The sequence below is a fragment of the Cohnella abietis genome (assembly GCF_004295585.1).
Lineage (GTDB): Bacteria > Bacillota > Bacilli > Paenibacillales > Paenibacillaceae > Cohnella > Cohnella abietis.
On the sequence record NZ_AP019400.1, the window covers coordinates 4,445,153 to 4,467,257 of the forward strand.

At 40.7% G+C, this 22,105-nt stretch carries 24 protein-coding genes, 1 tRNA gene and 2 pseudogenes; 11 read left to right on the top strand and 16 right to left on the bottom strand.

The features are described 5' to 3' along the window. Positions 1-99: 99 nt before the first annotated feature. Both KCTCHS21_RS19540 and KCTCHS21_RS19545 read right to left on the bottom strand, forming a co-directional pair. Positions 100-3,117, bottom strand: a complete 3,018-nt coding sequence (locus tag KCTCHS21_RS19540) for an efflux RND transporter permease subunit (RefSeq protein WP_232057888.1) — start codon at positions 3,115-3,117, stop codon at positions 100-102. A gap of 251 nt (positions 3,118-3,368) precedes the next feature. Next, positions 3,369-4,541: an MFS transporter gene (locus tag KCTCHS21_RS19545; protein ID WP_130612173.1), complete on the bottom strand. Its 1,173-nt coding sequence runs from the start codon at positions 4,539-4,541 to the stop codon at positions 3,369-3,371. Positions 4,542-4,779: 238 nt separating this feature from the next. Here KCTCHS21_RS19545 and KCTCHS21_RS19550 point away from each other — a divergent pair, with 238 nt between their 5' ends. Continuing rightward, complete coding sequence (locus KCTCHS21_RS19550) at positions 4,780-6,252, top strand: aminotransferase class I/II-fold pyridoxal phosphate-dependent enzyme (RefSeq protein ID WP_130612176.1); 1,473 nt, start codon at positions 4,780-4,782, stop codon at positions 6,250-6,252. 72 nt (positions 6,253-6,324) lie between these two features. Here the strand turns inward: KCTCHS21_RS19550 and KCTCHS21_RS19555 are convergent, their stop codons facing one another. Next, positions 6,325-6,612: a DUF3055 domain-containing protein gene (locus KCTCHS21_RS19555; RefSeq protein WP_130612179.1), complete on the bottom strand. Its 288-nt coding sequence runs from the start codon at positions 6,610-6,612 to the stop codon at positions 6,325-6,327. A 133-nt stretch (positions 6,613-6,745) separates the two neighbouring features. Here KCTCHS21_RS19555 and KCTCHS21_RS19560 point away from each other — a divergent pair, with 133 nt between their 5' ends. Next, entirely contained in the window at positions 6,746-7,165 is a 420-nt protein-coding gene (locus KCTCHS21_RS19560) for a DUF1885 family protein (protein WP_130612182.1), read from the top strand. A gap of 91 nt (positions 7,166-7,256) precedes the next feature. On the opposite strand, the gene KCTCHS21_RS19565 is transcribed toward KCTCHS21_RS19560, so the two are convergent. From KCTCHS21_RS19565 to KCTCHS21_RS19575, 3 genes are all read right to left on the bottom strand, one after another. After that, positions 7,257-7,556, bottom strand: a complete 300-nt coding sequence (locus tag KCTCHS21_RS19565) for a DUF1292 domain-containing protein (protein ID WP_130612185.1) — start codon at positions 7,554-7,556, stop codon at positions 7,257-7,259. 120 nt (positions 7,557-7,676) lie between these two features. Next, positions 7,677-8,264 carry a hypothetical protein gene (locus KCTCHS21_RS19570; protein WP_130612188.1) on the bottom strand — a complete coding sequence of 196 codons (588 nt, stop codon included), beginning with the start codon at positions 8,262-8,264 and terminating at the stop codon, positions 7,677-7,679. A 209-nt stretch (positions 8,265-8,473) separates the two neighbouring features. After that, the gene (locus tag KCTCHS21_RS19575; RefSeq protein ID WP_130612191.1) at positions 8,474-8,674 is read right to left on the bottom strand and encodes a hypothetical protein; all 201 of its coding nucleotides are present in this window, start codon (positions 8,672-8,674) and stop codon (positions 8,474-8,476) included. A 174-nt stretch (positions 8,675-8,848) separates the two neighbouring features. On the opposite strand from KCTCHS21_RS19575, the gene KCTCHS21_RS19580 reads away from it, so the two are divergent. After that, positions 8,849-9,613 carry an MBL fold metallo-hydrolase gene (locus tag KCTCHS21_RS19580; protein WP_130612194.1) on the top strand — a complete coding sequence of 255 codons (765 nt, stop codon included), beginning with the start codon at positions 8,849-8,851 and terminating at the stop codon, positions 9,611-9,613. Positions 9,614-9,802: 189 nt separating this feature from the next. On the opposite strand, the gene KCTCHS21_RS19585 is transcribed toward KCTCHS21_RS19580, so the two are convergent. Beyond that, complete coding sequence (locus KCTCHS21_RS19585; RefSeq protein WP_130612197.1) at positions 9,803-10,000, bottom strand: hypothetical protein; 198 nt, start codon at positions 9,998-10,000, stop codon at positions 9,803-9,805. Between the two features lie 142 nt (positions 10,001-10,142). Here KCTCHS21_RS19585 and KCTCHS21_RS19590 point away from each other — a divergent pair. Continuing rightward, positions 10,143-10,218: transfer RNA gene (locus KCTCHS21_RS19590), tRNA-Val, on the top strand. A gap of 141 nt (positions 10,219-10,359) precedes the next feature. Here KCTCHS21_RS19590 and KCTCHS21_RS31200 read toward each other — a convergent pair. From KCTCHS21_RS31200 to KCTCHS21_RS30945, 3 genes are all read right to left on the bottom strand, one after another. After that, positions 10,360-10,539 (bottom strand): hypothetical protein, encoded by a 180-nt coding sequence (locus tag KCTCHS21_RS31200; RefSeq protein WP_130612200.1) that lies wholly within the window; start codon positions 10,537-10,539, stop codon positions 10,360-10,362. A 111-nt stretch (positions 10,540-10,650) separates the two neighbouring features. Then, entirely contained in the window at positions 10,651-11,088 is a 438-nt protein-coding gene (locus KCTCHS21_RS19600) for a hypothetical protein (protein WP_130612204.1), read from the bottom strand. A gap of 832 nt (positions 11,089-11,920) precedes the next feature. After that, positions 11,921-12,061, bottom strand: a complete 141-nt coding sequence (locus KCTCHS21_RS30945; RefSeq protein ID WP_157994079.1) for a hypothetical protein — start codon at positions 12,059-12,061, stop codon at positions 11,921-11,923. 458 nt (positions 12,062-12,519) lie between these two features. Between KCTCHS21_RS30945 and KCTCHS21_RS19605 the strand changes: the two genes are divergently transcribed. Further along, the gene (locus KCTCHS21_RS19605) at positions 12,520-13,092 is read left to right on the top strand and encodes a hypothetical protein (protein WP_130612207.1); all 573 of its coding nucleotides are present in this window, start codon (positions 12,520-12,522) and stop codon (positions 13,090-13,092) included. 78 nt (positions 13,093-13,170) lie between these two features. Further along, entirely contained in the window at positions 13,171-13,974 is an 804-nt protein-coding gene (locus KCTCHS21_RS19610; RefSeq protein WP_130612210.1) for a hypothetical protein, read from the top strand. A gap of 69 nt (positions 13,975-14,043) precedes the next feature. Here the strand turns inward: KCTCHS21_RS19610 and KCTCHS21_RS19615 are convergent, their stop codons facing one another. After that, complete coding sequence (locus KCTCHS21_RS19615; protein WP_145988963.1) at positions 14,044-14,430, bottom strand: hypothetical protein; 387 nt, start codon at positions 14,428-14,430, stop codon at positions 14,044-14,046. A 290-nt stretch (positions 14,431-14,720) separates the two neighbouring features. Between KCTCHS21_RS19615 and KCTCHS21_RS19620 the strand changes: the two genes are divergently transcribed. Next, positions 14,721-14,975, top strand: a complete 255-nt coding sequence (locus KCTCHS21_RS19620; RefSeq protein WP_130612216.1) for a hypothetical protein — start codon at positions 14,721-14,723, stop codon at positions 14,973-14,975. Positions 14,976-15,001: 26 nt separating this feature from the next. Here KCTCHS21_RS19620 and KCTCHS21_RS19625 read toward each other — a convergent pair whose 3' ends face one another. After that, on the bottom strand, positions 15,002-16,039 hold the full coding sequence (locus KCTCHS21_RS19625) for an acyltransferase family protein (RefSeq protein WP_157994080.1): 1,038 nt from the start codon (positions 16,037-16,039) through the stop codon (positions 15,002-15,004). Between the two features lie 107 nt (positions 16,040-16,146). Beyond that, positions 16,147-18,081, bottom strand: coding sequence for a hypothetical protein (locus tag KCTCHS21_RS19630; protein ID WP_130612222.1), 1,935 nt, complete (start codon positions 18,079-18,081; stop codon positions 16,147-16,149). A 364-nt stretch (positions 18,082-18,445) separates the two neighbouring features. Here KCTCHS21_RS19630 and KCTCHS21_RS32040 point away from each other — a divergent pair. Then, positions 18,446-18,592 (top strand): annotated as a pseudogene (locus tag KCTCHS21_RS32040) (sporulation membrane protein YtaF); the annotation flags it as partial. 84 nt (positions 18,593-18,676) lie between these two features. On the opposite strand, the pseudogene KCTCHS21_RS31750 reads toward KCTCHS21_RS32040, so the two are convergent. Continuing rightward, positions 18,677-18,772, bottom strand: a pseudogene (locus KCTCHS21_RS31750) (sporulation membrane protein YtaF); the annotation flags it as partial. Between the two features lie 175 nt (positions 18,773-18,947). On the opposite strand from KCTCHS21_RS31750, the gene KCTCHS21_RS19645 reads away from it, so the two are divergent. Next, complete coding sequence (locus KCTCHS21_RS19645; protein ID WP_130612225.1) at positions 18,948-19,610, top strand: helix-turn-helix domain-containing protein; 663 nt, start codon at positions 18,948-18,950, stop codon at positions 19,608-19,610. Positions 19,611-19,740: 130 nt separating this feature from the next. Here the strand turns inward: KCTCHS21_RS19645 and KCTCHS21_RS19650 are convergent, their stop codons facing one another. After that, entirely contained in the window at positions 19,741-19,968 is a 228-nt protein-coding gene (locus tag KCTCHS21_RS19650) for an alpha/beta-type small acid-soluble spore protein (RefSeq protein ID WP_130612228.1), read from the bottom strand. Positions 19,969-20,103: 135 nt separating this feature from the next. Here KCTCHS21_RS19650 and KCTCHS21_RS19655 point away from each other — a divergent pair, with 135 nt between their 5' ends. Beyond that, entirely contained in the window at positions 20,104-20,955 is an 852-nt protein-coding gene (locus KCTCHS21_RS19655) for an ATP-dependent DNA ligase (RefSeq protein WP_130612231.1), read from the top strand. A 123-nt stretch (positions 20,956-21,078) separates the two neighbouring features. On the opposite strand, the gene KCTCHS21_RS19660 is transcribed toward KCTCHS21_RS19655, so the two are convergent. Continuing rightward, on the bottom strand, positions 21,079-21,279 hold the full coding sequence (locus KCTCHS21_RS19660) for a DUF378 domain-containing protein (RefSeq protein WP_130612234.1): 201 nt from the start codon (positions 21,277-21,279) through the stop codon (positions 21,079-21,081). A 191-nt stretch (positions 21,280-21,470) separates the two neighbouring features. Here KCTCHS21_RS19660 and KCTCHS21_RS19665 point away from each other — a divergent pair, with 191 nt between their 5' ends. Next, positions 21,471-21,926 carry an acetyltransferase gene (locus tag KCTCHS21_RS19665; RefSeq protein WP_130612237.1) on the top strand — a complete coding sequence of 152 codons (456 nt, stop codon included), beginning with the start codon at positions 21,471-21,473 and terminating at the stop codon, positions 21,924-21,926. The last annotated feature ends 179 nt before the right edge of the window (positions 21,927-22,105 follow it).

Consider the following 22,105-nt stretch of genomic DNA (forward strand, 5'->3'; position numbering starts at 1 on the left):
AGTTGCGTATATGTTTCACAACTGGAATACCCAAAAAGGCGTTGGTACAGGTAGATTATACCCGTACCAACGCCTTTTTGACTTTGTGTGTCCCGCCGACTATGCCGCAATATTCTGTTTAGTAGCGATTTCTTTACGTTGACGAGCAGACTTACGGAAATACAGCAGCTCGTAAAGGCACGGTACGATAACAAGCGTCAGTAGTGTTGAAACGACCAGACCACCGATTACGACGATAGCTAGGCTTTGAGAGACAATGCTCCCACCCTCTGCTGAGCCGAAGACAAGTGGTAGCATGGCACCGACTGTTGCAATTGCTGTCATTAGAATCGGGCGCATACGAGTTCCTGCAGCTTCTAGCAACGAAGCGCGGATGGTCATCTCTCTCTCTAGCTCGTTATGCTTCACACGGTCAATGAGTACTATCGCATTCGTAACAACGATACCGATGAGCATGACGACACCAAAGATAGCAGTAAAGTCAGGCGTCACTCCTGTCACAATAAGACCAAGCACAGCACCAATCGGAACGAACGCGATTGAGCTAATAATAGCGAGTGGAGCTTTTAATGTTTTGAAAGTAAATACCATAATCAAGTATACGATCCCTACAGACACAAGCATCATCATGAAGAGACTCATAATATCTGCTGACTGGTCGGCGGACGCCCCTCCTACATTCAGCTTAACGCCCTCTGGAGGCTTAACATCCTTTAATTGCTTATTGATCTCCGCTCCAACCTTAGACAGCTGTGACGGCTCCACAGAAGCGGATACGCGAACATAGCTTTTGCCATCCTTTTGGAAAAATGTTGTTGCTTGCTCTTCTTTAACCCACTTTGCCACGCTCGATATCGGCTTAGGCCCCGCATCGGTCATAACAGTAAGCGAGGAAAGCTCATTTTCAGACTTGGGCTTCAAGCTTGGCTCGAGCAGAACTTCAACCATCTGACCATCTAACGTAATTGAGCCTACTGGAATGGAGTTAAGCATTCCTTGCAGCTGTGTTGCAATATTCCCGGCTTTGGCTTCTGTCGGGTTGACTTCGAGCGTATATACCGTTTTCTTCTCTTGCTGGTTGCTCTCGACCTTTAGAACATCCTTGATCGGTTTAATCTTAGCTATGACTTCATCTGCCGTCTTACCGATCATTTCTAGATTATCACCGGTAATATCGACAATAACCTGAGTGGAGCTTCCTCCTGACATGAAACCACCGGTTGCAGTAATCAGCTCAGCTCCTGGGTAATGGGCACCCTCCGATTTAACTGCCTCCATAACCTTCGCGGCATCAGCGCCCTTTTTCATTTTCAACATATACGATACAAGCGTTGGGGATGATACTGAGCCATATTTGGCAGCATCCGCACTATTACCGTTCCCCATCGTAACCCAGTCAACCTCTTCCCGGTTCATCAGAAAGGTTTCGAGCTTATGACCGTTCTCCAATACTTGTGCAACTGGCGTATCCGGTTTATATTCCAGACTAACCGTGAGGTTCTCTGCACTTGATGTATCAATCGCACCTTTCGGCATTACCACGTATGTCCCAATGGAAGCGATCAAGAGTACAAAGGCTCCGATAATTGGCAACCACTTATGACGTAAGTTCCATTCGAGCAAACGGACGAAACGTTGGGACGGCTGGTGCTCTTTGATCTTGGAATTTCTCAACACCCCAGCACTCATGAGAGGAATAAGTGTCAAAGCAACAAGTAAAGAGGACAACAATGAGTAGGTCATCGTTAAAGCAAACGGGAGCAAGAACGATTGCAGACCACCCCTAAGCAAGCTCATCGGCAAGAATACAGCAATCGTAGTCAGAGTAGATGCCGTAATCGCTCTTGCAACCTCTTTGGTTGCATCGATAACTAATTCTGAAGAGAACTTTTCTTTCTGCAGCCTGCGGAAAATATTTTCAATGACAACGATGCTATCATCGACTAAACGTCCGACAGCAACTGCCACCCCGCCCAGCGTGAGAATATTAAGCGTAATTCCGGACAAATCAAGTAAGTATAGTGTCATCGCTAGTGATAGCGGAATCGATACGATCGTGACAAGAGTAGCACGCACATTGCGCATAAAGATTAGAATGACAATTGTAGCGAACAACGCACCGAGAAGAACCTCTCTCATCATGCTATTGACTGAATGTACGACCTGATCAGATGTACTGACCATGACTTTCATGTTTACCGCTTTGTTTTCTTCGTTATACTTCTCGATAATTTTGTCTACGCCTTGGCCAACCTTCACCGCATTGGAGTTAGCTCCTTTGGAGATGACATATTCCAGCGCATCCTTACCGTCGATCCGGAAGAGACTCTCCTTCGCATTATTGAAAGTCACGTTAGCTACATCGCCCAGCTTAACTCCCTCAGCAACTGGAAGCTTCTTTACGGATTCCAAATCCTGTAGGCTTGCCGAGACATTCAAGTTCACGATTTGACCATCCAATGTGCTCTCGCCAATGGAGGCAGCCGCGTCACGTCCTTGAAGTACGCCGTAAAGCGCCTCAAGCGGGACACCTCTGGCTGCAAGCTTCTCTACATCAGGAATAATACTAACCTTCGGCAATGACTTGCCGGACAGCTGGACTTCACCAACGCCGTCAATGGCTTTGAATTCATCAAGCACCTGCTGCTCCAGAATTTCTTTCTGCGCGTCGCTAACACCATCGTTGAAGGTCAGAGTGACGAAGGAAATAGGAATCATTGAGGTGTTAAATTGTACAACATACGGCGGCGATACGTTAGCTGGAAGCTGAACGGAATTGACAGCCTTCTCAACCTCCAGCTTTGCTTCCTTCATATTCGTGTTAGAATCAAAATTCAGATTGACCTGTGAGAAGCCGTCTCCCGATGATGAGAAGGTATTCGTCTTCCCTTTAATCGCGGATAATGATTTCTCAAGTGGCCCTGTAACCGCTCTGTCCATAGAGGAAGCGTTATACCCCGGTCCGATGACTGAGACAGTTACTTGTGGATTATCTGCCTCTGGCAGAAACTCCATAGGTAGCTTGGTGTAGCTAAGCACCCCCATAGCTAAAACCATAATCACAATAATAATCATTGCAGCCTTGTTACGGAAAGCACCGTTAATAATACTTTTCACTTCGTTTTTCCCCTTCCACTCCATTGTTTCTTGTTTGATAGCATTAGCATAACGGAATCAACTGCCCCTCGATAAACGGCTGCAGACCGGACTTGATACTAGACTAAAGACTGATGTTGATTCAGACTGAAGTCGCTGAAGTAAACCCGACCCATCTTTAATTAACGAACCGTCACCCCGAAAAAGACAGCAAAAAAACTGGAGAAGTTGCCCCCAGTTTTGGTCAAACGCTGTAATATACTATTTCGTGATTATACCGTTGCCCTCTGGCGATCTTCACTGCGGAATTTCGCTAGTAATCCAAGCGCTGCAATGGAAAGAATACCTGATACAACAAACGGTAACCAAGACACCGCTCCTAGCAATGCTGCTCCTAGCAATGGACCGACAATACGTCCCAAGCTATCCATAGAAGAGCTAAGCCCAGATGCTATACCTTGTCCGACAGTTGTCTTCTGTGTAATTAGAGAAGTGACACATGGTTTAATGAGCGAGTTACCAATTCCGAATATGCATAAGTAAACCGTCGCCATTTTCCAGCTATTAGCTGTAAGCATTAAGAAAAATCCTGCAGCCGATATAAGAAGCCCAATGGCAATATACTTTCCTTCCTGCCCCGGCTTCACACGACGTCGAACGATGCCGCCCTGCACGAGCGCCCCGGCAATACCACAGAAGAAAAACATCATCCCAATCTGTAGAGGGGTAACATCAAACTTCTTGATTCCGAACAGCTGCAAGGTTCCTTCCAATATAGCCAAAGAGAACGTTACGAAGAAGGCCAGCACATACAAATACTTCAGCGGCCCTTGGAATGCAAGCCAACGTGAAACTCTTTTGCCTTTTCCTCCGGTTGCTCGTCGCTCTGGCGGAAGTGATTCTGGAAGCTTAAACCACGCTGCTACAAATACGAGAAAGGATAACGCTGCTGCAGCGAAAAAGGGTGTATGAATCGAAACTTCACTTAAGAACCCACCAAATCCAGGTCCGAATGTAAAGCCGAGTCCGATACTCATGCCTACTACAGCCATCCCTTTCGTGCGTTCCTCTTCTGTCGTAATGTCCGCGACATAGGCGACGATACAAGAAACAACTGCGCCAGAGAATAATCCACCTAGTATACGAGATGCGTACATAATGGCTAGATTTTCTCCTGAAAAACCAAACACTAGAAAGCTAATAGCGAAGCCTAATACACCTGTCATAATAACGGGGCGACGACCGATTCGCTCTGAAAGCGCACCCCATAAAGGGCTGAGCAAAAATGACATGAGAGAATAAATAGCAAGCATGGCTCCAGTGTGCCAATTCGCTGATTTATCACTGGCTTCTGTGACCAATTGTGGTAATACAGGAATAATGATGCCGAATCCGATAAAAATCGTAAAGAGCATGAGTCCGACAATGGCTAATTTGCTTTTCACGGTAGTTCTCTCTCCTCTGTCTAGAACAATCAAGAGCATAATTTATTCGTATAATCTATACCTGATGGTAGCATAACGAGAGCAATGTTCCAAATAAGATCTGTTGACGTTTTCGTGACAAGTTCAACTTTAAACAGAGAGCAGTTGATTTCCCCCCCATTTTTGTTATACTCATGCTTGTTTGAATAACGTCATTCAACCCTTTAGTTGAACGTTTGAGAAAGGCAGGGATTGTCTCTTGGATCACAACCGTACTCCCTTATTCGATGCATTACGCTCCCACGCTGAGCAAAATCCGGTGCAGTTTCATATTCCGGGACATAAGAAGGGTGTCGGAATGGACCCCGAATACCGTGAATTTATCGGGCAAAACATTCTGGATATCGATTTAATTAACATCGCTCCACTAGATGATCTTCATCAGCCTGTCGGCGTTATTCTAGAGGCGCAGCAGCTTGCAGCAGATGCTTTCGGCGCGGATGCAACCTACTTCTCTGTTCAAGGCACCAGTACCGCCATAATGACCATGATATTATCGGTATGTAGCAATGGAGATAAAATAATCGTGCCTCGCAATGTTCATAAATCAATTCTATCAGCCATTATCTTCGCTGGCGCCCGCCCAGTATTCTTGTCGCCTGTTCGCGATACGAATTTGGGTATTGACCACGGGGTAACTACGAAATCGGTAAGACGAGCACTGGAGCGCCATCCAGACGCTGCAGCCGTTCTCATTATTAATCCAACCTATTACGGAGTATGTACCCATCTAAAAGAAATCGTTGATCTCGTGCACGAGTATGATATTCCGGTTCTTGTTGATGAAGCGCACGGTGCTTTAATTCATTTTTCCGACGAGCTACCTCTATCTGCTATGCAGGCAGGTGCCGATATGTCCGCAACAAGTATCCACAAGCTCGGTGGTTCAATGACTCAGAGCTCGATTCTTAACATTCGCAAAGGCTTGGTCAACCCGCAAAGAGTACAGACGATTCTGAGCTTACTCATGACCACGTCAACTTCATACCCGTTGCTTGCCTCATTAGATACCGCACGGAGACAGCTCGCTATTAACGGTAAAGAAATCGCAAACAGAACCTTAGCCTTAGCTAATAAAGCCAGAGCAGCGGTGAACGAAATTCAGGGTCTCCATAGCTTCGGAGAGGAGCTCTTAGGCGAGGAAGCTACCTACGATCATGATCCGACAAAGCTGGCCATTCATGTCCGGCATTTAGGCATTACGGGGTATGATGCAGAAAACTGGCTTCGCGAGAACTTCCGTCTAGAAGTTGAGCTGAGCGACATGTACAACATTCTCTGTCTTATTACTCCTGGCGATAACGAAGAATCGATTGCGATTCTGCTTGAAGCATTAGAAGCAATGTCCAAAGCTTATCTCGCGGATTCAAGGGAAATTCTCGATGTAGTGGTCAAGATTCCTGAAATCCCCCATCTCGCGTTAACACCTAGGGATGCTTTCTATGGAGAAACCGAACTTGTACCTTTCGTAGAATCTGCGGGCAAGATCATTGCTGAGTTCATCTACGTTTACCCACCGGGCATTCCGATCCTACTTCCTGGTGAAGTCATCTCGCAAGAGAATATTGACTATATTGTTGATCATCTGAAAGTAGGACTACCAGTAAAAGGTCCCGAGGATAGATCAGTTACTAACGTTAAGGTCATCTTAGAAGAAACTGCAATCTCATAAAGCGCCCAAAAAGGGTCTGATTTCGTTTACTGAAATCAGACCCTTTCTATTTATTTCAGTAGCAAACTCAGCTTAATACTGATCCTTCATCTCAAGATTCGGTAAACGACTCCCCAGCAAGCTCCTTAGCTCAATTGCAGCTTCCTCTGTAACAAGAAAACGTGAGCTAAGCAAATCTGTGTCCCCAAGATCATCGGCACTAAGCGGCAATGACCGTCCGGTTTGCATACAAATGACAAGTGGTTTGCCGAAAAAATGGCTCGTGTATACAATAGCGAAATCAAAGCGACTCTCCTCGGAAATACAGCCAACAAAATTGACGTTAGACGATTCGATTACGTCGTAGAGGTTCTCAAGCATAGGCTTCCCTCCCGAATTCATCAAATTTTCTGAATATTATGTTTATTTTAACATGGAGAGCTTGTTTGAGACAATTAGGTAATCATTGCCAACCTAATATGGAAATGCTATCATGGGCGTGGGGGTGGAACCGATGAGTCAAAGTGCATATATTTCTCTTGTTCAAGGCTCGACCGTGGCAGAGATTGATCTGAATGGCGTGAAGGAGCAGCTTCACCATTATCGGGAACAGATGTCCTTAACCGGCAAGCAATTGGGCTGGGATTACGCCGAAGCGGCTTTTCCTTACAGCATCGAGAATAAACCCGAATCCAAAGACGAATGGTTTTATCTTAAAGGAATTAATCCGAAATATCGTTATATCGTGTTCGGAACAGGTAAGCGGGATGAAGCTGGAGCTTCCGTCCCTTATATTCACCTTGTCCTCCCTGACGATTCTACCCATGGAGACAAGTCTAAGGCCAATGAGCTTTGCAAGTGGATTGGTAAGCAATTGCAAGCCGAAGTGAAGATGTTTAACGGGCGGACTATTTATTTTAATCCTCGTAAATAATAAGAATCCTATAACTAGATAATAAACAAGAAGCATTTCCCGGACTCCATAAGAATCCGGGAAATGCTTCTGTGTTTTAATGAATGATAGCTTATCCTTCAGAGTTCTCTAGGGCAGCTAGCTCTTCATATACCTTCATGACCGTTTCCCATTCCTGATCGTCTTCGATATTGACTAGGACTTCGTCTTCGCCTTCTTCTTCAACGCGGAAAATAACTCCATCATCTTCTGGGTCGTTGCGGTCCAACAGAACAGCGTATGCACGATCGTTATTTTCGAAGGTGTATACGAGCACCATCTCGTGCTCTTTGCCGTCTTCGTCCGTTACGATGAATACGGCTTCCTCATCGTGGTCATGTTCGCAATTCTCGTCGTGGACATGATCGCTCATGGCGAACCTCCGTTCAATCAATAGATTTACCTACCCACGTATAGTATCATTTCCGGTTTCGAGGGTCAAACGAAAAAAACGCCTAAGCCACATAACTCGGCCTAGACGTTTCACTCTCTATTATTTCGAGGAGATCACTTTCTCAGAAATAAGCTGGAAAGAGGAAGCTCCTACTGGTTTCACCCAAAAACGAAGCGTATACGAGCCGACTGAATCGAAATTATACGAAATATCCTTCATCGTGATCCAGAAATCATTTTTACCATCAGGGAAATCGCTATCTCCGGATTTACGAGACTCAATTAGCGTATCGTCTCCGTAAGGATCAGATATTGTTAGCTTGAGTGCACTAATATCTGCTTTCAATGAGTCAACCTGAACAAAAGTATTAAACTTGAATTTATCCTTGAGCTTCACATCTCCAAATATTCTGCTTCCTTCGCTAGTAATCATATGCACGTTAGGCTTATAGATCGTAGCTTTCTTATCGCCTTCGTCCCATATTACGATAGCCTGCAGCTTATCAGAAACGACGTCAGAAGATATATATAGCTTGTTATCTACAACAATGCTTCCGTTTGCCACTTCGACCTTCTTATTATTGATTACCCATAACTTGATTTTCTGAGTAACAGAATCTGCATAGACAGCGCTTGTGCAGATTAAGGTAAATACTAAGGTTAATAAGATAAGTTTACGGAATTTCATGATCAGCATCCTCCGTCTTCACCGACTCTAATTCTTGTCTGTATTTGGTTATACCGACTGTCAGGTAGAAAGTTGCGCTGAACATTAAAATTCCTTAACGTTTATTATTGGAGTGCCCTACAGAGATTTTGTCACTTCATGGCGAGTCTTGCGCTCGCCTGGGAAATAACGATATAGTCGCGTTTAATATCTTGTTCTTGTTCGGCTTATTATGCTTTTCTCCCAGGCAAGGTTAGTACACAGGGTACGCCGGTTCCGACCGCACCGGGCAAGCTCATTTTTTCCAGGTAGCTTAACCCTCTCTTGCATTGGGATTTACAAACGACACAGGTTTCTGATGTAACGATTTTCATTTGCGCTCTCTTGTGTTCAATCGCAGCAGCTTTCTTTTTCTTGTTCACCTTAGACATTGGAATCTTCCTCTCGCTAGCGCAAAGGCGTATATAACTTCCCCTCACACTATGCGAAATCAGCCCAAACCGTCACAATATCCAATATGTTTTTTCCACCTTACTTAGTAAGTAAAATTATGGTACATTGATTAGAGCAAATCTTGGAGCGGGACCGCATCCAAATACGGAGGCATCGATTTGAAAATTCAAATGCTGGGAACTGGCAGTGCGTTTGCCAAAACCTTTAACAATAACAATGCTTTGCTTAAGATCGATGGTCTAACCCTTCTAGTAGATTGCGGAATTACCGCACCAAAAGCGCTGCACGAGCTAGGGTATAACTTCAATGATCTTGACGCGATACTGCTTACACATATGCATGCTGACCATATTGGAGGGCTGGAAGAGCTCGCCTTTCAAATGAAATTCATATACAAACGCAAACCGATACTATACTTAGCTGATACATTGGTGGCGCCGCTTTGGGAGAATTCTTTAAGGGGTGGCCTTCAGCAGGAAGAGAACGAAACGTTGGAGGACTTTTTTGAAGTTCGTCCTCTATCCGAAGGACAAGCCCAAGAGATTTTACCCGGCTTAAAGCTTGAATTAATTGCTACTCGGCACATTCCCAACAAACCAAACTATTCTCTGCTGTTTAACGACTTCTTTTACTATTCGGGAGATACCACATTTGATCCAGACTTACTCGACTCCTTAGTTAATTCCAGAGGTGTTCGGGTCATCTTTCATGATTGCCAGCTGCACGCGCCAGGAGTTGTTCATACTTGCCTGCCTCAGCTACTTACATTACCTATAGCTATTCAGCAGCACGTGTTTCTTATGCATTATGGCGACGACCAGCCGGATTTTATTGGACATACAGGACAAATGACATTCATTGAACAGCATCGCATATACGATTTAGATGATTTAACAATTCCCGAAAAAGGGTTATGATGGAGTAACACACGCTAGAAAGGAAGTCATAACGTGGTTGCTACTTACATTTTTGCCGCTATTTTTACCGTCCTGCTCATCTGGGTCGTTCTCTGGGTCACTAAAAAAGCATATTCCCGTAAGTGGGAAGAAGACGAATAAACACAGCGGATGAGCTACGTTGTAAGGATGTTGCGGACTGCTTTAATTTTAGTTGTCATCAATGTTCGGATCATCTATCGGATTATCATTCCGATTTTTATTCCAAAACGGATATGAGCTCCAAGTAAATTGCTTGTCATATTTCATGGAGTCTCTTTTCACGAATCTTGCCACCGCTGCCATTACGCCTCCAATTAACCCAAATAGCGCGACTAGCCATACCATGAGTAAAGCTGCGTCCCTCATTTGCAGTTCCTCCCGCTCGATTACCCCATTAATACATTTGTACGTCGAGTGGTCGAGAAACATCCCTATAAAAAATATCAATTTTTATGTTGACTTTACTCCGCTCAGTTGTTATTATATTACTTGTCGCCACAAAAAATATGATCTGATAGCTCAGCTGGGAGAGCACTATCTTGACAGGGTAGGGGTCACAGGTTCGATCCCTGTTCAGATCACCATACTTAAACTCCGAGAAGCCTTGATACATAAGGCTTCTTTTCTTTTTATATACAATCTTCAATCTTTTCCCTGTCTAGTATTTCGCTGCTTGGGGGCAATCGGGGGGGGCAATGACCTGTTTGACCTGTTTTCAGATTAATTTATATAATTAGCACTGTCTCTTCTTCAAACGGGATGAATACTTTGATCCCACATTGTTCAGTGACCCCATTTACTAACAGAATACTTTTTATTAAAACTAAAAACTCATTTTTGTCATATACACTCTCGCTCATTTGGATTGTATGCTCACTCATTAATTTTCCGCTTCCTTTGCTCATTCCTCTACAATGGTCTGAAGGCTCTTCCCCAACGATTTCTACAAAAAAAGGGGTATCCCTTTATCATGTAAAATGACTTTTGGGACGCCCCCTTCATCAAAGCCTATTTGATTAAGTTTCGTAATAAAGTACGATCATGAATTCATTCGATCCGCTTGGTGCACCATAAATAAATAGTAAATAACTATGACCTGCTTGAGAAACGAAGGAGGAGAAATCTGGAGCTGACACATTAACTCTACTTAAGACATGCCCTACGGTCGACCCTGGCGTATACAGGGCCGCATCATAAATGGCATAACCTATTGTTTGTCCGCTTGGAGGGACTACGAGCACATTTTGCAAAGCATTCACCGAAGCTGCGTTGAATTTATACCATTGGATGGTTTCTGAATCAGTGAGTTTGCCGAACGTCGCAGTACCTGTTTGACCAAATGGAGTGTTTTCTACGGGTATGGCTTGGGTGTAGGTGTTGGCAAATGCTGATCCGGCAAAACATAAACTCATAATCATCGCAATCAACCCTACACGTACTACAAACTTTTTCATTTTAATTCCTCCAATTCTAGTTTTGTATAACTATAAAAATCACTTTGTCAATATAAATTCATTTTTTTGAATTATATATTGACACCTAAAATATACTATTTTTTAATTTTATTGGAAATGGGGCGAAAGTTTCTATTTGCGGTCGAAGTTTGTGTTTTTATGTCGATAAATTAATAACTATATGGCTATAAATCGGAAAAAGCTGTTGGCATTAGAGATTTATGACCTTTCTGGTCAGGATATTTTGTAGCTCTGACAAAAGAAAAAGCACCCGAAGGCGCTCTTAGATAAATCCAAACCCATTATTTAGTTATGCCGCTATCACAAATATAGCTAATCCGGCACCTATTGAGAAACCTAACTCACCTTCATTAAAGACCCTTTTGAACACAATTCTCCCAACAATATATAATATTTCCTTTTATAACAACAAAATAGAGCAGGAGGCTACCCATTAGTTGAGCGGCCAACCTCCCACACCACAAGACTGTGCGCTCCCGCACACCCCTCGTACACCTTCACTCTTGGCTAGCGATTGGCAACTACAAGCCCCCACAGCAGACTTTCACCGCCTAGTTAATCGCCATGCGTGGCACACCAAAAAGGTCGATTCCCGTTAAGAGGATCGGCCTTTAACTGCTTGCTATTACCCAATAGAACCTTCCATTTCGATAGCGATGTGACGTGTTAAACCGCAAATGGCGCAATATAACGCTGTTTACACAGTAACGCGCAATGTATTTTTGATGTGTTTCTTCTATTATATAAGGTAAACGGTATCACCACCGGTATCACGAATGAGGGTGCTAGATGAACAAATAAAACCCCGGATTCACTCTCCGAGGTCATCATCAAGATATTCAATTCCGTCCCTCTTCATCTTCTCTTCGATGGCTTCCAGCACATAGTCGTTCCTGCTCACCCCTGCCTTTTCTGCTGCAGCATCAATTATCCCAAGATATGTTTCTTTCATATCTCGTAAAAGGCAGGACTGAGAAAAAACTTCATGAAGTACTTGTGTCAGGCTTCAAAGATGTGCCCTAACCGAAAAACCCCTCATCCGAGGTCGTCAGTCAAGTCTGACAATGTCTTTTTTAGCAGTAGCCCAAGCATCGCCTTCAAATAGTACCGACCGTTCACTTATAGCGATATTCAGCAGCATACCCGACTTTATCAAATTGTCCTTTTCTACCCATTCACCAATTCAACGACGACTTCACCCCATTTCAAAATTTCACCATCCATTCAAGTTCTCCCATTTTTACTATTGCGAATTGATTCGAGTTTTTCGACAAATTAATACAATTCGACAAAATAAATAAGCTATATTTCTCATAGTTTATAAAATACAAAAATGGTATTATTTAGTTGTCAATAGAAATTCAAAGTTTTTAATTTCTATTGACAAAATAAAAATACGGAGGTTTCATAATGAAAAAGTTGTTTCAATTACTTCTCGTTTTAACACTTGTTTTATCGATTGGAAATGCTGCATATGCAGAATCGTCAAATGAAACTAGCAAGGACGTACTCGCTGTTCAAGCTGTAAGAGACCCCGAGCCAAATATTATTAGTCCTTTTGCCAGCGGAGAAACGATTGAAACTAGTGCACTTGGTGCAAAGTACGTCGATTCAAAAGCATTTATTAGATTCTTATCATCAAGTTGGTCTAAAGCAGATAAATATAACTGGACAGAGTCGCAATCCTATTCACTTTCTTTCACTACTTCTGTAGCAACTGATGTAGCAAAAGCGATTAAAGCCAATTTCGGACTTGCTGGTAGTTATACATCGACGTACTCTGTTGGGACGAGCATCCCTGCAGATCAAACTAAATTTAGTAAACTAAGCTATAATATGGATCTAAATAAACAATACGTAAAATATAGAAAAAAATTAGTTACCTGTAATGTTGCGTCTTGCTGGGAAAGTTATACTACGTGGACCGAAACTACCTACATTGAACCTACAGCTAATTCTTATCTTATTGTGAATTATCAGTAACCATTTTAAAATACATTCACCACCTCTCATGAGGGGTGGTGAATGTAAAGAATAATGAAATGGAGTTGTACTAATTGTATGCGAAAAAAAAGTTTATTACTTTTGATATTGTTAGTTACTTTATTTGTAGTGTCATGTTCTTCGAAAAAACAATACGAAGAACCACATTTTATACACTACAATACTTCTTTCTATGCAGAAAAGGAATCCGATTACACTCTCGTCCTTAACTATTTAATTAATAAAAATTCGAATGATTACCTGGTCCCTTCAGAAGTTGAATCCATTCGTTTTAAAGACGCAAAAAATGTAGAAATCAAAAAATTCAACTTTTTTGACAGTGAATCTTCAAAGGTATATAAGGTTAAAAATATTGAACTGAATTTGCATTTCACTAACCTAGGCAAAGAAAATTTAACTGAGCTAGAAATTACTTTTAAGGACAAATCAAGTAAAAGCTATAAAATTGGAAATTGGTTTTTTAATGTTGAAAGTAAAGATTCATTAGACAAATCGCCAATTGAAATGGGAGAAGATTACGCAATTGTCTCTGCTGTTTTCGATGGCTATTTAATTAATCTGAAAAATATGTCTGGGGGAAATGCCACAATAAACGATCTACTTATTAATCTAAAAGAAGTACAAATAGATAAGCCATCAGCATTGGAATTTGATTCATCTGGTAATGTTAAAATTAAGATTCCTGCTACTATCGGTGATCGTTCATACAAATTCTACATTATCCGACCTAAAGTAATGTATACATACAAAGGGCAAAAACATAGTTATTTTCCTTATGCTTCTCTATACGGAGTTATAAATGTTACAGATGCTGACTTTGAAAATGAATATAAGAAAACTAAAACAAGGACTCTACAGTAGGAGAACTCATTAATTTCATTAATGTAATTATCAGCAGGTATTGGGCGAACAAGAACTAATGTTCATTATTTATACATTAGGTACATGGTGTTTCGAGATAAACAAAGATAACAAGAGCAGAATTATGAGGATCCAAAACATGGCCATTTGGTCCAAATGAAAATCCTGCAGCCCTTTAGATGACAATACAACAATATCATTTGGATTAACCTTGCTCAGGAGGACAGTACCTCTTGGATCGTAGATGACCTCTGACTTAGGGTTGTTAATGTCGGAGACTGCTTGAGCTGCAAATGTTTCAAGCGCTGAAGTAACAACCTTTCCTCCGCTTATGATCCTATCAACAATTTGTTTTGACTTGTCCAAGTCGGCAATACTGTCGTTGTAGTCTCGAAGGAAATAGTTGGTCAGCGTAAAAGATGGATGCTTATCTGGATTAAAGAGTGGTTCACGCAACTCCATCACCCGAGCTGAGATATCATTTATCTGCGTCAAACATCCGAATTGTATCGCCAAGCTCGACGATGGGCTCCGTTGGGTCAATCCGGTGCAGATCAGCCGAGTTTAAGTCCACATCGATTGCTGGTACTCCCTGTTCCCTAAGTGCAGCTCGCGTTGCCTTAAGAAGCTCTAATGGGTACTCTATATCCTGGTTAATGATCTCTCAGTAAAAATAGGTGTTGGTTGTATTTGACCAATAGCCTGCATAGGGAGATATTAAATAGTTAACCCTGATTATCCCGCCAATGATTGCATTCGGCACGATGCTCAGAAGCGCTAATTCCCAGTTAATTGCCGCTAGGCGCTCCCGGATGTCGTTGATACTTAGTTATCCGATTCCATCCCATGTGAACGAAGCGAGTATATCTATTGAAAAAGTTCGGTTAAATAGAAAACGATTGAATGCACCACGGTTAAACATGGAGCAGCTCCTTTCCAAAATAAAAAGCCCCGTATTTACGGGGCTGGTTGTTGAGCGCAATCGTCCAGAATTTCATTAATTATGGTATAAAAATTTGCAGGAGCCCTACACCTTTAATGTTATAGCTTGTTTTCGAGCATTCATTTTCAAAGTAACCAAACGGTCGATAATATATTGGATTGCCAACGGTACGAACAGTCCACATAAGGCAACAATGACCCATGTGTTGCTTACTATAACGCTGCTTACTTGCATTTTGCTATAAATGTTTGCTTCAATATAGGAAGTAATCATCCTTCCATAGTATAGTCCCAAATACTGAGTAGCCATTATTATGATTGTTTTTTTACCGCAATAATTCAAAAAGTTCAAGCTCCCATATTTTCTGCAAATAAACTTACTAATAAAGATTATCAAATATATCCCCATAAGAGCATTCATATAAAAAAATACAGGATTAATATACACATCCGTACTCATATCAACTCTTTTGACCATATTAAAAAGTAAAACAACTGCGCAAAAGATTGCGATTCCAATATTACTTTTAATCTTATCCTCAAAGCGCTTAAACAGATAGCCACAATAAAATAAAACAATTGCCACCATCGATGTTCTCAAACTCCAACTTAAAACGATATTATGCTTAATTAATATAAAGCCGGCAGCAGATATTGCTACTACCATAATGAGTTTGCATACTTCCGAATATCTTCCTGCTTTATTTGCTACCATATTAATCATTAGAAACATCATACTCGAAAAGAAAAGGCTAGGGAAAAACCAAAATGTAAATGTCATGATTTGCGTATGGTTGAAACTTAAAATCTGCTGCGCTATCGCAATGAATTCCTGTATGGAATAATTATTTGTCATTTGCGACGTGTATATGCCCCAGTTCAAAAATGCGTTGTGAAGAACGAGAGAAATAAGCTCGAATGTTATAAATGGGACATATAACCCTGTCACCTTTTTCTTAAAGAACTCCCAGGGCGAAAGAGTATTTTTGTCCTTATAGAAATATCCTGAAACAAAAAAGAATAACGGCATATGAAAAAGGTAGATAAAATTCAACAAATTAATATTCGTTGTTGAATGGCCAATGACAACGGCAATAATTCCTATACCTTTAGCGACATTCATGTATCGAACTTCCATGTACATCATCCATTTCTAGCAGAGTAATAATCAAACATCGTCCTAATGCTCATGAATTATAATACCAAAACCATTTATTAGAGAGTTTCCGTCTAATTTGTTTTAATTTTTTCGATTTGAATTCCTAATGTTCTATCATCATTATTAATGCCCATTTGTTTTGGAATGAAAGATTTGTCCAAAACAAATTGTAAATTAACCGTTTCTCCTGGTTGTGATTCTATTTCGAATTGTAAAGTAGAAACCCCTTCGTTAGTAATTTTGATTTCTTTTATCAAATGGTTGTTATTCAGTATTGATAATTTATTAGGTACGTTGACATTTGGTACAGTAATTTTAAATGATTGGGAAGTTGTATCAAATAAAAAGCTACATTCTGCTTTTTTACCAATCCAGCCGTCTTCAAATCTCCCTTCCCATAAAACACCTTCGCCCGTTATTTTGTATAGCTGGTAACCAAAATACGTTAATCCGTATTTTGGTTTACCATGCATATCCATGTAAAATAGAGATTTATTTATTTGATCTGACGCCGATAGTTGTAAATCCCACCCCGTATTCAACAAAATCGATTTCGTGTTATTAAAAGGTGCAACTCCGCGAATATTCCAATATGCTGGCTTGTTTCCTGTTATCACAAGAACGAAATCACCAATTTGCGGCCTTTTATTTCTGTCTGATATATTTTTCACTTGATAAAGTGATTTGACTTCGTTTGTTAATGAGGCAGTATTAAACAAATCTGCCATACCAACAACTTCTAAATTTTTCTTATTCAGCAGTTCTTTTAGTAGTAGATTACTTTGAATCACTGGTTCTTCGTAAGAGGACCAATTTTCCACAAATAAACGCTGATTATCTTTAGCTAACTTCGAATATTCTTGGATAGCCCCTGAATATACTACATCCATCGATTTTTGAGTGGTAGAAACGTAATAGTTATAAGGAATCGAATATAACTTCGACAATAGAATTAATAGTATTAAGATAAGCGTAAAAATGAACCTCATCTTGCCTTTGCTGATAAATTTAAATATAAAGACTGCAGATAATAAGTTGAATATACATGAAGACACTAATAAATAATAACCAAACGGCCATCGCCAAATTAGCAATCCAATAATATATCCCAATGCCAAAGCATACAACCCAATGCAATAAATGACGGTTAATTTTTCTTCTACTGATTTATTTTTCATAGTGAACAAAAGAAAGAATAAAAAAGGGAGTAATGCCAGACAAATAATAAATACGTCCGGTTGCTGTTTGAGGTAATACAATAAATTATCCTTTATCAATTGGAAAGTAACTTTGTAAGTAGATGTATAATAACTTTCAGCATTTGAATCTCTAAATAAATAATGTGATCTCGCAAGTAGTACGCCTAGGACACTGCCAAAAGTAAATAAAGATATTCGTTTTGTCATCTCTTTTACAAACACATAGGAAAGTAATGTGCAAGTTAAACCAAAGGAAATTATTACCATAGAGGTTTCTTTTGACCAAACTGAGAGAACAGTGATGACAACAATGCCGGCGAAAGTTAAATAACTATGCTTGTTAATTTTCAGGAATAACCACACACATAAGAGCATCATAAATATAACCAAGTGTTCCGGTTTCCCTACCGTAAAAGCATTTTCTGCAATTGGTGATCCCGTCAAAAAAAGTAAAACTGCCAAAACACCGGACCATTTGTTATTCGTTAATTTATTGCTGATTAAAAATACTAAAATGGCAGATCCCAAGATAACTGTAGATTGGACTAAAAAGTAACCGAACGGCTGTCCTCCGGCTAAGAGAAAAGTTATTCTTTGATATAGCCAATAGACAGGAACAAATCTGCCCGAACTGATATTTGGATTAATCCATTCGTTACTGTGAAAGATATTTTTGCCAATCAAAACGCTTGTTGGCATATCTAAGTAGAACCAAGTTGACCCATAAACAGATGGGAATACTATGACTAGCCAAGCTAAAACAATTATGAAAACATATTTACCAGTTCGATTTGCAAATTCAATCATGATAACAGCTCCCCACGAAATTCCACATCAATCATCATAGTAATACATTTTTTCACAAAACTCCAGATTTCCATAATATAAATAAGAGAAACATACGACCGAGCAGACGTGGAACTTCTTAGGGTTATATGATCTAATATCGTCCTACAACGGTGTTGCCCTATACTTGTTTCCCGTAATTTTTAATTGTGTATAGATGTTTGTATTATTAGCATTCGCCCCTTGTAACTGTGCCGACAATTTAAAAGAACTTACATTTGATGTTGTTATATGATTTATTTGATTTCCTATTGTGCCTGTTTTGTCCTCTTTGATTAAGGCTACAGCTACTCCGGAACCATCGTAACTTAATAAATAAGAGCTCCTGTTTATTATAGTTCCTTCGAACTTGTTGATAGCCTTTGTTTGTTTCTTGTTCAGCTATTTGGGGATTTGGTTTGGAAAATGGATCTCTGCCGTACTTCCCGGCGTAGTTACAGTAATTCTAGGGGCATTTATACTTCTTGTTCTTAACGAAGCAAGCAATGATGGGTATTGTGCGGATCATCAAGAGTTCATCAATACTGTTCAAACTAGCAGCAGTGACGAAGATGATGCTGATCCGGATCTTCCTTATCCCGCAAGAAATTCCTACTCCAAGATTGTCGAGACTGGATGAAATCGTGAAACCTAAGATGAGCAGCCAAGCCATAAAACCACCTCATGTTGTTCAATTTGCTATTAATGTATGTGGTGTTGAGATAAAGGTGCAGGTACATGAGAAAAACTCAACAAACGATTCTCTGTTTTGGATCGTGTATAAGGAAAACTTCTCAACGCGATCTCATATACTATCATATAAATGATCTTAGGAAAGGGGCGGCAGAATGGAAAAGTTAGATCAATCAAAGGAACACCAGATCGGAGATCTGATCAAGCATCTATTGAAAAAGCATTCTCTCTCCATGCGCAAGCTTAGCAGTCTTTGTGGAATGGACACCGCTACCATTTCAAGGATAGTGAACGGCAAACAACAACCGAAGCTGATTCATCTGAAGCAATTTTCCGAACATCTAGATATTTCATTGGACAAACTGATTGAAGCTTCCGGTTATGACATAGTTGACGAAAAAAAAGAACGCGATATGGGGATCCTGAATTCACTTGATGAGATAGGGAAAATACTTGGGAATTCCAAATTATTCGATCCTCAAATTACGACAGCGCTAATCGAACAAGAATTGGTCAAGTATGAGCAATATGCGCAGACAGAAGAAGGCCACCGCATGATCTGTCACGAATTTACTGCCAAAGTAAACCAAGTAAACGGCGTCGGGCCATTCATCGAGCATTTGAAAGAAATGCATATGCGATACTGCGATGAAAACACACCTAGCAACTATCGAACTTTGCTGGGAAGCGCATTGTTATACTTTATTTTGTCAGCGGATATCATTCCTGACTATATCTTTCCGGTAGGTTATCTAGATGATGCCATCGCTGTCTACCTGGTCTTGGACCGACTGAATCAGAAGGGATATACAGCCTAACCAACAGTAAAAACGACCGCCCCCTTTAAATACAGGAAGCGGTCGTGAGTAAGATATGGCTAATTCAACTGTGCGAACAAGAGATACCTCAGTTAAGAGCAATAGGTTGTAGCCTACTGCTCTTTCTGCATTATCTGAAGCTGTTCGATTGCCCTGAAAGCTGTTGTTCAGCCATCTGGACCAAACGACGGGTAATGTTACCACCAATACGTCCAGCGTCTCTGGAAAGTAATTCACCGTGATACCCATCTTTCGGGAAATTGATCCCCAATTCTTGAGCCGCTTCATACTTCATTTGATCTAGCGCAGCCCGAGCCTCGTTTACTACGAGCTGATTTGAACTCCGATTATTTGCCATTATGTATCACCTCCATCATTTACCACATATTATGCTTCCCTTCTTTTCCTCCTATGCATAAATTTACTGGGATCACCTCTTTATCTTGAATGTTACAATTAGTATATCAACGCTGATATACAGGTGGTGTGCAAGATGCTCCTTCCTCCAACGCAACTGGACGAACGTGAAAAACCGTTTGATGATGAGCGGTACATATTTGAGCCTAAAATTAATGGGCACCGCCTCACCCTCTCTATGGAGGGGGGCGCAGTCCGACTATATACCCGCCATAATCATGATGTCACTCGGCAATATCCAGAGCTTTATAATGTACCGATTGAGGATAACTCCGATTTTGTCCTGGATGGCGAGGTTGCTTGTATTAATCCAGAATCGGGATCTATTGATTTCGAATTGGTTATGGAACGATTGACATTGAAGAAACCAATGCAAATACGAGAAGCAATAACCCTCCTGCCGGTTCACTTTTTTGTTTTTGATATTTTGAGATATAAAGGTGAGGATTTACGTGGATGGCCGCTTGTAGAACGCAAGAAGCTCCTGAGAGAGGTGCTATGTGCCAACAACTATATAAGTCCCCTCATGAGCGTAGACAATACTGGAGTTTCCTTATTTGATGCCATTCAAGGCAAGGAGCTTGAGGGTATTGTTGCTAAAAAGAAGGTAAGCAAATACTTTGACCAACCCGAAGATAATTGGATAAAAATCATTAACTACAACTATGCCGTAGTTCAGATTGTCGGGTACCGGAAAAATCAATTCGGATGGTTATTGGAGTATAGAGGAAAAAACGTAGGCATCCTAGACGTTGCTGTTCCTTCAGCGCATAAGAATGCATTCTTCGGAGTTTCAAAGGTATTATTAACTGGGGAAGACCGAAATTTTGTTTATGTGAAACCGCAAATAAATGCGCGAGTTAAGTTTCGGAGTTGGACACGGACGGGATTGCTTAGGAAGCCTGTGTTTGTGGAGTTTGTTGTTTAAGGTTAAATAATACTTAGCTCTTCGGGGTTCGTCGGTAGATCAAAGTGTAATTAATTGATTCAACCAAGAAAGCGCACTATACACAGGTATGGTGCGCTTTTTACAAATATGGAATGTAACACATTATCTAGCCGACTCTTCAGAACCCACATCATTGAAGAACTTCAAAGCATAGAGAGCGCATATTCCTACAATTGTAAAAATAACTCTGGAGGCCTTCCCGAAAATACCAGCAACTAAATCGTATTCAAATAAACCAATCAACAGCCAGTTAACCCCACCGATAATTAACAAAGCAAGCGCCACAATATTGAGTATTTTCATAATATCCTCCTTTGCATCTATGACTTTAAATCTAACAATATCTTCCCCTGAACATAACTATGTATTCATCCATCCCAAATCTTAATTGGATTTATCTTATTGAAATTGGCAGCGATAATGTTTTATTCTAGGTTTGTACGCATTATTCGATGGTACAATAAAATAAACTTCAGAATTATGGAGGATTAGTCATGCTAAACACAATTTCCCCCTATCAAGAGAACGTGCATGATAAATTAGTTGATATTTGGTATCGAGCAGTATGTCTTACTCACACATTTTTGGAAGAGAAGGATATTGAATTTTACCATCAGATGCTTCAAAATGGAGCGTTAAAAGAAGTTGAGATTTGGGTAGACTTTAACGAAAACAAAGAACCAACGGGATTTATTGGACTTGACAGATCAAAAATAGAAATGCTTTTCGTGGATACAAATTACCACGGGAAGGGAATTGGGAGCCGACTAATAAGGCATGCCGAAAAAATAAAAGGGAGCCCCCTCCAAGTTGATGTCAACGAGCAAAACGATAGAGCATGCGGATTTTATAAGAAATTTGGTTTTGTACAAACAGGACGGTCTGAGTTGGACAGCTCAGGACAGCCCTTTCCTCTACTTCATTTAGAATATAAGGCACCAGCACAATAAGAAAGAGCAGCAGGCATAATAGCCCGCTGCTCTTTCTTTATTATTTTCGCAGAACAATTAATAGTATCATTTAGAGAAATAAACTGTTACTGCCAAAGCATAACGCCCGGTGGAGATGAGTTATGTTTTCTAACACAAAAAATCCAACACTTGTCCGAACACAGAAAAAAAAGGATTTT